Raw genomic sequence first — 13093 nt, forward strand, 5'->3', positions numbered from 1 at the left:
ACCATGACTAGTACATTTTTTCTTGCATTTGCCCTTTTTATCGCTGTTATCATCGTAATGGCCGTGGGCTATATCTTTCAGCATAAGCGGATTAGTGGAAGCTGTGGTGGTTTGGATGCACTTGGCATCGAAAAGGCTTGCGACTGCGATAAGCCATGTGCGAAGAAGCGTGCCCGTCTACGTAACAACGAACACCGCCTAGACATTAACGTGATAGAAGAGTAATTCTGCGATCACTCCTCTACCGATTTTCCTTTCAGATTAAGAAAAATGTTGGAAGGCTTTTAGAATACTCTGTCTCGAAATCATTCCCACCAGTTGACTTTTCTCTACAACTGGATACATGCGACAGTTATCCTTTAAATATTTTTCAGCCACATCAGCAATGCTATCATCAGGATGCACCGTTCGAACATCTTTGGTCATTCGGTCCATGACCCTATCTCCAAGATCGCCATGATAAATCGCACTCAAAACTGTGTGCAAACAGTCCTTTTCAGATAAAAAACCGACTAAACGGTTATGGTCATCCAAAACAGGAGCTCCAGTAAGACGGTACTCCATCATTGTCTGTGCAGCTTCAACCACATCAGTTTCAGGCTTTAAGGTAATCATTGCTGAGGTCATGTAGTCCCGCACAGTGACAGATTTGAGCATAAGCAGCACTCCTATTTAAACAGTGTTTATTTTTTTAGTTACTATTTCGAGTCACTTTGATAGTAGCTTATTTGTCAGAAAAAACAAAGCCCGGCAAGAGCCGGGCTTTGAATAATAATAATTAAGTAATTAACTATTATTTCTTAGTTTCAGCGTTAGCTTCTACACGACGATTAAGTGCACGGCCATCAGCAGTCGAGTTGTCTGCAATTGGACGCTCTTCACCGTAACCAATAGAAGTTAAACGAGAACCGTCAATGCCAAAGTTATTGATTAAGTAATCTTTAACTGCTCCAGCACGACGCTCAGATAGACCTTGGTTGTACTGGTTAGAACCAGTGCTATCCGTATGACCTTGAATCTGCGCGTTTACGCCAGGATATTGACGCAAGAACTCAGCAACTTTCGCAATTTCAGAAACCATCTCTGGCTTGATTTGGTACTTGTCGACATCAAAGTTCAGACGCATATCAACAACAACGTCTTCCTTAGGCTCAATCTTACAACCTTTTTCATCAACTTTTGCACCAGCTTCTGTGCCTGGACATGCATCTTTATAGTCAGCAACACCGTCACCATCACTATCAAGTGCACAACCATAAGCATCTACTGCTGCGCCAGCAGGAGTTCCTGGACAACGGTCATTAGCGTCAATCACACCATCGCCATCAGAGTCTTTAGCTTCTTTCTTTGGCTCAACAGGCTTAGGAGCTGCTGCAGTGCGAACAGTTTCACCGAAGAAGTAACCAATGTTAAAGTACCAAAGGTTATCATCCCCTGTTTCACCTGAGTCTAAGAAGTCATAGCCAATTCTCATGAAAACTTTGTCAGTTGCAAAGTGCTGGAAACCAAGACCTACTTTATAAAACTCGTCATTCTCGATTGTATCGTTCCAAACATCATACTTTTCTTCTGTTTTTCCATAACCAAATTTCAAAAATGGATGCGTCGACTCTGAGCCAATCCAGCTTACATCGTTATACAAAAAGTCAACACTGTAAGTTTGTAAGTCGCCAGTTAGTCCATTTGAGTTATTGTCTATGTCATTAAAGTAATTGTAATTACCTTCTACAGACCAACTCTTATTAAAGGCCCAACCTAAACCGAAGTTCCCGCCTTGTCCTCTTTCTGCTGTACGTGCTGGGTCAAGTTCAATTCCACCCCAACCTACATACCCATAAAAGCCATGACGGTCTTTCACTTCACCTTCGTTTGCAAATGCTGTTGAGCTTAAAGCCAACATACATGCTGCTGCGATTAGTTTCTTTTTCATAATTTTGCCCTCTTCCTTTTTTCCTGTGTTTAAAGAGTAAAGTTATTATACATAGAAACAATAACTTGCATCTAAAAATATACTCAACTTTCAACTATTTTACAATTATCTACATTAGCCGCTTTACTTCGTCTGCAATGGTATTTGCATGATGTTTTGCGACCGATATTTCTGTTGCTTCAACCATAACTCGAATCAATGGTTCGGTGCCTGACTTTCTGATCAAGACACGACCTGAGTTACTTAATTTTTTTTCAACATCTTCAATAATTTTTTTCAGTGCCTCCTGTTCCAAAACCTTATCAGCATCTTTCACTCTGACATTCACAAGTTCCTGCGGAAATAACTCATGCTCTTTGACAAAGGCTGACAGTGTTTGCCCCGTTTCACCAAGCGCCTTCAAAATCTGTAACGCTGCTACAATACCATCACCGGTCGAATTGTAATCTAAGCAAATAACATGTCCTGAAGATTCACCGCCTAACTTCCAACCATTAGTCTTAAGTGACTGCATCACATAGCGGTCTCCAACTTTGGTTCGCTCAAACGCAATGCCTTCTTTTTTAAGGTCAACTTCTACTGCCATATTGGTCATCAAAGTTCCAGCAACACCACCTTCCAACTTATCATTTTTTTGTAAATGCTTTGCCAACAACCAAATTAGCTGGTCACCATTGACCAACTGTCCTTCAGCATCCACCATCATGACGCGATCACCGTCACCATCAAAAGCAATACCAAGCTCAGCCTTATGCTCAATAACTGCTTCAGACAACGCCTTCGTAGCAGTCGCACCACACTCTAAATTGATATTTAAACCGTCAGGCTTATTACCAATTTCAATAACCTCTGCTCCTAGCTCTCTGAACACATGTGGCGCTATGTGGTACGTCGCTCCATGTGCACAATCTACCACCAGTTTCTGACCTTTTAATGACAAATTATTGGGAAAACTGGCTTTACAGAATTCAATATAGCGTGCCGCCGCATCAGCAATTCGATAAGCCTTGCCTAATTTGTGACTTTCCAGTGTCGTCATGTCTTTATCAAGTAACGACTCAATTTCTAACTCTACCTCATCCGGAAACTTGGTACCGTCGGCCGAAAAGAATTTAATACCATTGTCATGATAAGGATTGTGAGAAGCACTGATCACAATTCCTGCATCCGCCCGAAAAGTTCGAGTTAAATAAGCAATAGCTGGGGTTGGCATTGGCCCAACGAGTAAACTGTTAACGCCAGCCGCGGTTAACCCCGCCTCTAAAACAGATTCAAACATGTAGCCGGAGATTCGAGTATCTTTTCCAATAACGACTCGCCCTTTATTGCCCAAAGCCTGACCTAAAGCCCAGCCTAGTTTCAATACAAACTCAGGGGTGATTGGAAATTGTCCTACGGTACCTCTAATACCATCCGTCCCAAAATATTTTCTGTTACTCACATCGATTCCTAATTATTTATTTTATTGTTTGTAAAAGCCTTCAGTATTTTCATCGCCTGCACGGTTTCTTCAACATCGTGCACGCGGAGTATTTTGGCGCCATTCATTGCAGCGTAGCTTGCCGCCACCACGCTTCCAATCATGCGCTCTGATACTTCTTTATCCACAATCTGTCCGATCATCGTTTTTCGCGATACCCCGACCAAAATGGGACATGCGAGAGATTGGAAGCAACTCAAGTTATTCATTAATTCCGTATTATGCGCCAAACTCTTGCCAAAACCAAAACCTGGGTCGACAACAATTCGTTCACGCTCAACCCCTCCAGATTCGCATTGTGTAATGCGCTGGCTTAACATTTGCTGAACCTCAGCGACGACATCATCATAATGAGGATTATTTTGCATCGTTCTGGGCTGGCCTTGCATATGCATCACACAAACGTAAGCTGTACTCGCCGCAACAACCTCAAGAGCTCCATCTTCTTGCAAAGCTCTAACATCGTTAATCATATTAGCACCACTCGCTATAGCAGCAGCCATTACTTCAGGCTTGCTTGTATCAACCGATACGATGGCATTTGATTTTTTCGCAACCTCAACCAAAGGAATAACTCTTTCCAGCTCCTCTGCCACAGATACCTCTGAAGCACCTGGCCGCGTTGATTCACCGCCAATATCAATAATGTCTGCGCCGGCGCTTAACATTGCTTCGATACGTTGAGTGGCGTCTTTGTTGGTAAAATACTGGCCGCCGTCTGAAAATGAGTCAGGCGTCGTATTTAATATCCCCATGACTAAAGGGCCTGGTTGCTGCAAAAGTTGCTTGAGTGTTTTCATGACTGATTGAGCTTTATAACCTTACAAGTAATGCATCAAAAAAGGGCCCCGCAGGACCCTTTGTGATTAATCATCAGATTGGCGAGGTGATGATGCATTGTCCGACTCTTTTGAGTCATCACCTTTCACTGCTTGCTCTTTCGCAGGCTCCTCTTTCTTCGCAGACTCCTCTTTCGAAGGGCTATCTTTGTCAGACCAGTCTGCTGGAGGACGAGGTTCATCACCTTTCATGATGTCATCAATTTGCTTCGCATCGATCGTTTCATACTTCATCAAAGCCTGAGCCATGGCATGCAACTTATCCATGTCTTCATTTAAGATGTTTTTCGCGCGGTCATAGTTGCGATCAATGATTTCTCGGATCTCGTTATCGATGAGGCGAGCGGTGTCGTCCGAAATATTTTTGTGCTGTGTTACTGAGCGACCCAAGAATACTTCGTCTTCATCTTCGGCATAAGATAGTGGCCCCAACTTTTCCGAAAGGCCCCACTTGGTGACCATGTTACGGGCAATGTCCGTAGCACGCTCAATGTCGTTTGAAGCACCGGTTGTCACCTTGTCCGCACCGTTTATCAACTCTTCAGCAATACGTCCACCAAATAGCGAGGATAACTGGCTTTCCAAGGCTTCCTTAGAGAGTGAGTACTTATCTTGTTCAGGCAAGTACATGGTGACACCTAAGGCACGACCACGAGGAATAATACTCACTTTGTACACTGGATCATGACTTGGTACACGTAAACCGACGATAGCATGACCGGCTTCATGATAGGCAGTGTTCAACTTTTCTTCTTCAGTCATCACCATCGAGCGACGTTCTGCGCCCATCAAAATCTTATCTTTCGCTTTTTCAAACTGCTCCATACCAACCGTACGCAAACTATCACGCGCCGCAAATAATGCCGCTTCGTTGACTAGGTTCGCTAAGTCCGCCCCTGAAAATCCAGGAGTACCACGGGCAATCAAGCTCGGTTCAACATCATCACCAATTGGAATTTTACGCATGTGAACTTTAATGATTTGCTCACGCCCTTTAATATCTGGTAGACCCACAATCACCTGTCTGTCGAATCGGCCAGGACGCAATAATGCAGGATCTAATACATCGGGACGGTTAGTCGCAGCAATCACAATCACACCTTCACCACCTTCAAAACCATCCATCTCGACCAGTAACTGGTTCAGGGTTTGCTCACGCTCATCGTGACCGCCACCAAGACCTGCACCACGGTGTCGACCGACAGCATCAATCTCATCAATGAAGATAATGCATGGCGCATGCTTTTTTGCCTGTTCAAACATATCACGAACACGCGAAGCACCGACACCAACAAACATTTCAACGAAGTCCGAACCTGAGATAGTAAAGAAAGGCACTTTAGCTTCACCAGCAATCGCTCGGGCTAACAACGTTTTACCGGTTCCCGGAGGCCCCACCATTAGCACACCACGTGGAATTTTCCCGCCTAAGCGCTGGAATTTACGAGGATCTCTTAAGAAATCCACCAACTCGCCAACTTCTTCTTTCGCTTCTTCGACGCCAGCAACATCAGCAAATGTGGTTTTAACCTGATCTTCACTCAGCATACGTGCTTTGCTCTTACCAAACGATAAAGCACCACCACCTTTACCGCCACCTTGCATTTGACGCATAAAGTAAATCCATACCGCGATCAGTAAAAGAATTGGGCCGAAGCTTAACAAGAAAGTGCCGAAACCACCTGTCTCACGCTTCTTACCGGAGTATTGGACTTTGTTTTCCAGCAGGATTTCATTCAATTTGCCATGACCACCGTCTGGAATTTCAGCTCTAATTTGACGATTTGAACCTGTTTCCTTACCCGATACCACAATATCATTAGGGTTGATAACAACGTCATCGACTTCCTTTGCCTCAATTTTTTCAACAAATTCAGAAAAAGGAATTTTACTATCGTCGAGTTGCTTCTCCTGAATGGCGTCGATAACAACGAATAGAATAACCGCTGCTATTACCCAAAATAGTATATTTTTTACTAAATCGCTCAAAATTTGAACCTCAATTATGACAGCCTGCTGTCTTTATATTTTGACTCTGTATTATGCCACGGCTTTTGCTCTTGATAAGCCCAACGGCTTAATAAATCTGGTTATTTTTCCGACCAGTATCGTAACAAAACGTAACATACTTCGTAATCACTTTGGCAAAACCCCAAGCTTAAAGGATTTAGCCTTTATATCCGACCCCAACCACATAAACTTCACGCGAACGAGCACGCGAAGCATCTGGCTTTCGGATCATGACTTTATCAAAGCTTTGCCTACATTGGCGAATATATTCATCAAATCCTTCACCTTGAAAGACTTTAACGACATAATTTGCACCCGGCGCAGAGACCTCTCGCGCTAATTCCAACGCTAACTCAGCCAAGTACATGCCTTTAGGCTGGTCAATCGCGTCCATTCCACTCATATTGGGGGCCATGTCCGATAATACAAGGGTTGCCTTATGCTCGCCAATCAAATCCAGTAGTTGATTCAGTACTGACTCTTCTCGGAAATCTCCTTGAATAAACTCAACATCGGGCAAAGGATCCATCGGCAGAATATCGAGCGCAAAGATATTACCTTTAGAACCAATTTTATAGGAAGCGTATTGCGACCAGCCACCTGGAGCAGCGCCAAGATCAACAATGGTACAGCCTGGCTTCATCAGCTGGTATTTTTTATCCAACTCTTCAAGCTTATAGACCGCTCTGGAACGGTAGCCATCTTTTTGCGACTTTTTGACGTAAGGATCATCAAAATGCTCCTTCATCCAACGCTGACTACTTTTTGTTCGGGACATGCCTTAGAAAATCACTTGTATTCAGTAAAACAAGTCTCTATTGTACCGTTTTTAAGGTAAAATAACTGCAATTCTCACTATTAAGTTCATCAAATGTCTCAATCTAAGCAAACACCATTAAGTAAGTCACAGATTAAATTCCTTCGCAGTAAGGCGCACAACCTCAAGCCCGTTGTTATGATTGGCGATAAAGGTTTAACCGAGAATGTGCTGGACGAAATCAACCTAGCGCTTAACCACCACGAGCTGATCAAAGTTAAGGTCCGCGCAGAAGAGCGTGAGGACAAAAAAACCATTATCGACGCCATCTGCAAAAAAACCAATGGTCAACAAGTTCAAGTGATTGGTCACATTTTAGTCTTGTACCGACGCTCTGATGATGTAAAAATCATCTTACCGAAATAATTACCAAGGTATCTCAATGGCTTATAGCGTCCTGCTGGTAGAAGATCATGCTGAGTTAGCGGCCACAACTGGCGAGTTTCTTGAGCTTTGTGGCTATATTGTCGATTATGCGAGCGATGGCCCATCTGGCCTCAACTTGGCTTTAAGCAATAGTTATGACGCTTTGATTCTTGATGTGATGCTGCCCGGCTTTGATGGGTATGAAATCTGCCGCAAAGTTCGTCAAGAAGCCGAGTCGGATATCCCCGTACTGATGTTAACGGCGAGAGATCAGCTAACAGACAAGCTTGAAGGCTTCGATACTGGCGCCGACGACTACCTGATCAAACCGTTTGACTTCGAAGAGTTAGATGCTCGACTTAAGTCGATTATTAAGCGACACAAGGGTGACTTTAGCAGTAAAACCATGGTTATTCATGACCTTGAGCTGGATCCAAAAACGATGAAAGTGACGCGCGCCGGTACCGAGCTTAAGCTGTCACCAACAGGGTTGCAGATTCTAAAAATGCTTATGCGCCGCTCGCCTGAACTGGTCAGTCGTGAAGACATTGAGCGTGAGCTGTGGGGCGACTTGGTTCCTGATAGCGATGTTTTAAGAAGCCACCTGTATAACTTAAGAAAAGTGATTGATAAGCCCTTCGATACAGCACTACTAGAGACGGTTCCTAGTTTAGGGCTCAAGATCGTGCCGCCAAAAGCATCGGAAGATTAACGTTCGGGGATGGTTAAAGTCGCTTTTGTACCTTCGCCTCGCTTACTTTCAATCCCCAACTTCCAGTCCATCTGCTCACATATTCGATACACGATCGACAGGCCAAGACCAAACCCTTTCACTTTAACGTCTTCCCGGTTTTCTCGATAAAAAGGCTCGTGCACTCGCTTGAGTGCCGCGGGATGAATTCCACAACCGCTATCTTCGACAATGATCGCTCGATTCTGGATAGATACACGAATATGGCCTTTTTCCGTATAATTGAAGGCATTACTGATTAAGTTGTTAATACAAATACACAACAACCGCTCAGGCACTTTTTCCATCAAGGTGTCTCGGAAGTTTTTGAGCACCTCAATACCTTTATCAGCGTTTATTTTTTCAATCTGAAAAAGTTGCTCAGCCACTAAATCATTAATTGAAATGGGGTAATCGCTTTCCTCCGGTGTTTGGTCACGCGACAGAAGGAGTAAAGCTTCTAGCAATTCTTCCATCTCTTTAACCATAGGCCGCATACGATTCAATACCGCCTGCTGCCTTGGCTCAAGATCTTGCCGCTCGAGCAGAGCCAATGAACCTTTGAGTACTGCTAGCGGTGTTCTCAATTCGTGGCTAGCATAGCGAGTAAAATTCTTTTCGCGATCCACATACTCTTCAACTTTTCGTGCATACTGCTTAAAAGCATTGAGTAACACCCCGACTTCAGCATCAGCATTATGCTCAATATCCGAAAAATCAATTTCAAAACCATCGTCACCATCCACATTTTCCATCTTGCGAGATAGTTTGATCACGGGTGAAACGGCGCGCTTCGCCATGTAATAACTGATCCAGGCCGGTAAATAAATAATCAGAAGGACTAATGCTAATGGAGTGATACCGAAAAACAGTGCCAGCTTGGCAACCTGTCCTTCTTCAAACACTAAATAGAGTTTTCTCCCATAGCGCTCAGAAATATGAATCAGCGGTCTTTTTTCTCGTGTTTCTAAACGCTGGTACCCTACAGGTAATTTCGCAATATCTTCAGGAACAGTTTCAGAGTGCGGGCTTCTTTCCATATACCCGGTGAGGTTTAGTGTTCTTGGTAGGTTGCTTTTAGGGTTGTTTTTATAATGCTCCCAGTAAAATTCAGCCTCACCTTCCAGAGCCTGTTTAATAAGAACCTTTTCAACAACTTTTGCAGCACCATAGACACTCAGCAAAGTCACACCGCTGATCAAAACGAGCTGTATAAGCATCGCTCTAATCAGCTTGTGGTGAATTTTCTTTTGCTTATTTTTTGCCATCTTTTGCTACTTTGACTTTACGAACCGGTAGTGCCCTATCAACCACTCATTACCGTTGTTTAAACCAAACAACTCCGCGCATGACATAAAGAAAATACGCCAGCGCTGTAACCATATTTTGGCCTCTTTCTCACCATACACCTTTTCAAATACTGATAAAATAGTTTCTTTGTTCTTATCGGTGTTCTCCAACCAAGCATTGGAGGTCTTTTCGTAATGTTCACCGCTGAGTAACCATCGTTTATCTAACCTTAGGTCACCCAAGAAATTTAAAAATGTATCAGCCGCTGGCATTTGCCCGCCGCTAAAAAAATATTTCCCCATCCAGTTATCATCACCCTCTTCTTCAAATGGGTACATCAAAAAACGGTGACAAAAAATGTGAATAAAGATTTTACCGTCATCTTTTAACCACTGATTCATGCGATCAAATAACTGCTGATAATTTCTGACGTGTTCAAACATTTCAATTGAGACGATTCGGTCAAACGATTGCTCCGTTTTGAAGGTATTAATATCAACCGTTATGACCTCAATGTTGGTTAGACCGCGCTCAGAGGCTTTGCTTTCAATAAACTCTCTTTGCGAGCTTGAGTTTGATAATGTCGTGATGTGACTGTTTGGATATTTTTGGGCCAAATAAAGCGTTAGAGAACCCCAGCCACAACCTAATTCCAACACCTTCTGACCATCTTGGAATTCACCACGTTCGGTGTAGAGTTCCAGCATATTCTTTTCAGCCGCTGATAAGTCTGTTGTATGCTTATCCCACAGACAGCCGCTGTATTTTAAATACTGCCCCAGAGATAGCTGGTAAAATTCGGCAGGAACTTCGTAGTGTTGCTCATTCGCTTTGTCTGTTTTGATAGCAATGTCGCTGCTTTTAAGCTCTTCTAAAAAGCGATCATACTGTTCACTTTGTGCTTCAATATCATTGATATGTTCTTCTTCAAGTCGTTGCTTACAAAGCTTTCGAATGCCAGCACGAATCACCGAATCAGGCAGTGTTCCTGCCTCCATCATATTAATAATTGACTTAATCAAGTTACTGCTCCTAATTTATTCGCTTTTGGTAGGACCAAGAAAAAATTTATTGGTATGTTGCTGATACTTACGATAAGCCTCGCCTTTTGAGCGAAGGTTTTGCTGTTCATTAAAAGGAATCCCTGTCAGCTTTAATAAAAACAACAGCATGACAAAAGGATAAGCCCACATTAACCAGGCTAGCTCAGAGCCAATCAATAATAATGGATAAGCAAACCAGTGAGTCCATTCAAAAAAGTAGTTAGGGTGTCGTGAGTAACGCCACAATCCAACATTACAGACAGTTTCGTCTTTTGATGAATTCTTTTTAAACTGCCTTAATTGTTTATCTGAAATCCAGACTCCCAGATATGAAGCAGCGGCAATTCCCAGACCCAGTAAGTCCCAAACAGAGAGTTCTCTCACTTCGTTTGCAAGCACCCACGCAGGGAAGCTGAATAAGCTGATGATCAGACCTTGTCCAACAAAAAATAGTAAGAATTTAACTTGAGTATTGTCTTCCCAGTGACGTCTTAAGTACGCGTAACGGCCATCTTCTTTTGAAAGGTCGTAACGCTCAGTTAAATGGTAAAAAAGCCTAAGGTACCAGGCGATGGGAATCGCGAGAACCACTAAACGGTGGAATAAATCGCCATCTGATAGAAATAGTATAATCAATCCATTAACCACGATCATGCCTGACCAAATAACATCCGCGATATCGGCATGCTGATGTTTCTTCTGCCATAGCCACCCAAATAGCTGCGTCACTAAGTTGATGATAAGCAAGGACAGTAATAACTTAGTATCGAACATCCGCAGTCCATGATTTTTCTGCTTGCGCCTGTCGCTGCACAAGAATGGTCAAGAAGAAAGCGATCGCAAACCAGGCAACAGCCATCAAACTAAAGGTTAACCAAGGCTGATTGATTACCACGGCGCCAATTCTAGCTGCCCCGAAGTAAGAGACAGGACCACCGATGCCCGCTAGAACTCCGGCGAGATAAGGGCTCTTCTGAATCCAGCCTAAGGAGTGGTTAAAGCTAGCACCAAACGCCACCCACATTGCGATAATCCACCAAGGCGCAATATTTTTTGCCGGCCAATGCTCAGCGTATTCAATAAGGCCAAAGAAAGACCAAATGGTGGCGACGATGAAACCGCACGTAGCACTCGCTCCAATAATCAAAAAGTCATTCTCATTTCTGCGTGACGGCCACAGTTGCCAAACAAGCATAGCAACCAAGAGCGTAGCCCCAACCCAGATATAGCCTTTTGTAGAACCCAGCACAAAGCCCAGCCAAACTAACTGAAATAACACAAAGTTAACGATATTGTTGGTATTTAGTGTTGTGCTAGCCATTGGTCTCTCTTGTTGCCTGGTTTAGCAAATAATAAGTGCGTGTCACTAATTGATTTCTCGATAAAGCCACCTTCGCAATAGCAAAAGTAGAACTCCCACATACGGGTGAACGCTTCGCTATAGCCCTGCGCTTTAATGGTTTCAATATTTTCCATAAAACGATGACGCCAGTGCTCGAGCGTTTTAGCATAACTTTCACCAAAATCTTCGAGGTTAATCAGTCGCAAATCCGTTTTTTCACCAGCACTAGAAACAATCGCTGACACACATGGAATAAAGCTACCTGGGAAGATATAACGCTTAATGAAATCGACCGACTTTAAAGCTTGCTTGTACCGACGGTCCTCAATCGTTATCGCTTGAATCAACGCCAAACCGTTAGGTTTTAGTAAAGTGCTGCATTGCTTAATGTAAGTGTCCAAATAATGGTGGCCTACTGCCTCAATCATTTCGATTGACACCAACTTGTCAAAACGTCCTTCTAAGTCCCGGTAATCCTTTTTAAGCAAGGTGACTTTATCTTCTAAGCCTTCTTCTAATATTCGTTTTTGAGCAAACTGGTATTGTTGCTCTGAAATCGTGGTCGTGGTGACATGACACCCATAGTGCTTCGCCGCATAAATTGCCATTCCGCCCCAGCCGGTACCAATCTCGATTACATTATCGGTCGACTGAAGATCCAACTTTTCACAAATAGTTTTTAACTTTCGTTCGGAAGCTTGTTCTAAAGTGTCGTTAGGCTCGGCAAAGATTGCTGACGAGTACATCATGTGGGTATCTAGAAACAACTCAAAAAAGTCATTGCCCAGATCATAGTGCGCAGAAATATTATTTTTACTGCCGGACACACTATTCTTGTTAAAATAATGCCACACTTTTAAAACACTATTCTTCAGCCAAGCAAGACCACCTTCCATCTCATCCAGTAACTCGATATTTCTGACCAGTAACTGAACTAAGCCAGTTAAATTATCCACATCCCATTTCTGATCAATAAATGCCTGTGCGGCACCGTTACTCCCTTCGAGGGCCACAAGGCGATAAAAATCAATATCTCTAATTGTCAGTGCCAGCGCTAAGTCGCTTTGTGCATCTCCACAAACATAGGTTTCTATCGGATCAGTCACCGTAATAGAGCCATTTTTTAACCGGCTCAATGTGTCTTTAACCTGATTACGGATCACACGAATCATTCCGCGATTTGCTAAAATAGGCTTTGCATGCGCACAACTCTGTTGCTCTTCAACGCGTGAGTTTTGTGACATAT

The 13093-nt window shown here is 43.3% G+C and carries 14 protein-coding genes; 3 read left to right on the top strand and 11 right to left on the bottom strand.

The genetic code is table 11. From position 1 onward, the window contains the following. Positions 1-3 precede the first annotated feature (3 nt). Positions 4-225, top strand: a complete 222-nt coding sequence (gene nqrM, locus ABD943_RS05025) for a (Na+)-NQR maturation NqrM (RefSeq protein ID WP_345292084.1) — start codon at positions 4-6, stop codon at positions 223-225. A gap of 36 nt (positions 226-261) precedes the next feature. On the opposite strand, the gene ABD943_RS05030 is transcribed toward nqrM, so the two are convergent. From ABD943_RS05030 to rlmE, 6 genes are all read right to left on the bottom strand, one after another. Further along, positions 262-657: a CBS domain-containing protein gene (locus ABD943_RS05030; protein WP_223577124.1), complete on the bottom strand. Its 396-nt coding sequence runs from the start codon at positions 655-657 to the stop codon at positions 262-264. Positions 658-793: 136 nt separating this feature from the next. After that, a complete protein-coding gene (locus ABD943_RS05035) occupies positions 794-1930 on the bottom strand; it encodes an OmpA family protein (protein ID WP_345292085.1) in 1137 nt (378 codons plus the stop codon). A gap of 109 nt (positions 1931-2039) precedes the next feature. After that, a complete protein-coding gene (glmM, locus tag ABD943_RS05040; RefSeq protein WP_345292086.1) occupies positions 2040-3371 on the bottom strand; it encodes a phosphoglucosamine mutase in 1332 nt (443 codons plus the stop codon). An 8-nt stretch (positions 3372-3379) separates the two neighbouring features. Beyond that, positions 3380-4210 carry a dihydropteroate synthase gene (gene folP, locus ABD943_RS05045; RefSeq protein ID WP_345292087.1) on the bottom strand — a complete coding sequence of 277 codons (831 nt, stop codon included), beginning with the start codon at positions 4208-4210 and terminating at the stop codon, positions 3380-3382. A 66-nt stretch (positions 4211-4276) separates the two neighbouring features. Continuing rightward, positions 4277-6238 carry an ATP-dependent zinc metalloprotease FtsH gene (ftsH, locus tag ABD943_RS05050; protein ID WP_345292088.1) on the bottom strand — a complete coding sequence of 654 codons (1962 nt, stop codon included), beginning with the start codon at positions 6236-6238 and terminating at the stop codon, positions 4277-4279. A 178-nt stretch (positions 6239-6416) separates the two neighbouring features. Next, entirely contained in the window at positions 6417-7037 is a 621-nt protein-coding gene (gene rlmE / locus ABD943_RS05055) for a 23S rRNA (uridine(2552)-2'-O)-methyltransferase RlmE (protein ID WP_345292089.1), read from the bottom strand. Positions 7038-7130: 93 nt separating this feature from the next. Between rlmE and yhbY the strand changes: the two genes are divergently transcribed. Continuing rightward, a complete protein-coding gene (yhbY, locus tag ABD943_RS05060) occupies positions 7131-7442 on the top strand; it encodes a ribosome assembly RNA-binding protein YhbY (RefSeq protein WP_345292090.1) in 312 nt (103 codons plus the stop codon). Positions 7443-7458: 16 nt separating this feature from the next. Next, entirely contained in the window at positions 7459-8154 is a 696-nt protein-coding gene (locus ABD943_RS05065) for a response regulator transcription factor (protein ID WP_345292091.1), read from the top strand. Here ABD943_RS05065 and ABD943_RS05070 read toward each other — a convergent pair. From ABD943_RS05070 to ABD943_RS05090, 5 genes are read right to left on the bottom strand one after another with little or no spacing between them, the layout of a single operon-like run. Further along, positions 8151-9440, bottom strand: a complete 1290-nt coding sequence (locus tag ABD943_RS05070) for a sensor histidine kinase (RefSeq protein WP_345292092.1) — start codon at positions 9438-9440, stop codon at positions 8151-8153. The two genes, ABD943_RS05065 and ABD943_RS05070, sit on opposite strands and share 4 nt — an antisense overlap. Positions 9441-9446: 6 nt before the next feature. Then, on the bottom strand, positions 9447-10484 hold the full coding sequence (locus ABD943_RS05075) for an SAM-dependent methyltransferase (protein WP_345292093.1): 1038 nt from the start codon (positions 10482-10484) through the stop codon (positions 9447-9449). Between the two features lie 15 nt (positions 10485-10499). Next, the gene (locus tag ABD943_RS05080; protein ID WP_345292094.1) at positions 10500-11279 is read right to left on the bottom strand and encodes a DUF1295 domain-containing protein; all 780 of its coding nucleotides are present in this window, start codon (positions 11277-11279) and stop codon (positions 10500-10502) included. Further along, positions 11266-11826 (bottom strand): DUF2878 domain-containing protein, encoded by a 561-nt coding sequence (locus ABD943_RS05085; RefSeq protein WP_345292095.1) that lies wholly within the window; start codon positions 11824-11826, stop codon positions 11266-11268. The genes ABD943_RS05080 and ABD943_RS05085 overlap by 14 nt, the downstream gene beginning before the upstream one ends. Further along, the gene (locus tag ABD943_RS05090; RefSeq protein WP_345292096.1) at positions 11808-13091 is read right to left on the bottom strand and encodes a class I SAM-dependent methyltransferase; all 1284 of its coding nucleotides are present in this window, start codon (positions 13089-13091) and stop codon (positions 11808-11810) included. Before ABD943_RS05090 ends, ABD943_RS05085 begins: the two co-directional genes overlap by 19 nt. Between the last annotated feature and the right edge of the window lie 2 nt (positions 13092-13093).

The sequence above is a fragment of the Kangiella marina genome (assembly GCF_039541235.1).
Classification (GTDB): domain Bacteria; phylum Pseudomonadota; class Gammaproteobacteria; order Enterobacterales; family Kangiellaceae; genus Kangiella; species Kangiella marina.

What these genes read in the sequence shown, in the direction of transcription:
- ABD943_RS05070 (WP_345292092.1), bottom strand. Translation starts at nt 9,440, where the DNA reads ATGGCAAAAAATAAGCAAAAGAAAATTCACCACAAGCTGATTAGAGCG.
- ABD943_RS05030 (WP_223577124.1), bottom strand. Translation starts at nt 657, where the DNA reads ATGCTCAAATCTGTCACTGTGCGGGACTACATGACCTCAGCAATGATT.
- rlmE (WP_345292089.1), bottom strand. Translation starts at nt 7,037, where the DNA reads ATGTCCCGAACAAAAAGTAGTCAGCGTTGGATGAAGGAGCATTTTGAT.
- ABD943_RS05035 (WP_345292085.1), bottom strand. Translation starts at nt 1,930, where the DNA reads ATGAAAAAGAAACTAATCGCAGCAGCATGTATGTTGGCTTTAAGCTCA.
- ABD943_RS05080 (WP_345292094.1), bottom strand. Translation starts at nt 11,279, where the DNA reads ATGTTCGATACTAAGTTATTACTGTCCTTGCTTATCATCAACTTAGTG.
- nqrM (WP_345292084.1), top strand. Translation starts at nt 4, where the DNA reads ATGACTAGTACATTTTTTCTTGCATTTGCCCTTTTTATCGCTGTTATC.
- yhbY (WP_345292090.1), top strand. Translation starts at nt 7,131, where the DNA reads ATGTCTCAATCTAAGCAAACACCATTAAGTAAGTCACAGATTAAATTC.
- folP (WP_345292087.1), bottom strand. Translation starts at nt 4,210, where the DNA reads ATGAAAACACTCAAGCAACTTTTGCAGCAACCAGGCCCTTTAGTCATG.
- ABD943_RS05090 (WP_345292096.1), bottom strand. Translation starts at nt 13,091, where the DNA reads ATGTCACAAAACTCACGCGTTGAAGAGCAACAGAGTTGTGCGCATGCA.
- ABD943_RS05085 (WP_345292095.1), bottom strand. Translation starts at nt 11,826, where the DNA reads ATGGCTAGCACAACACTAAATACCAACAATATCGTTAACTTTGTGTTA.
- ABD943_RS05065 (WP_345292091.1), top strand. Translation starts at nt 7,459, where the DNA reads ATGGCTTATAGCGTCCTGCTGGTAGAAGATCATGCTGAGTTAGCGGCC.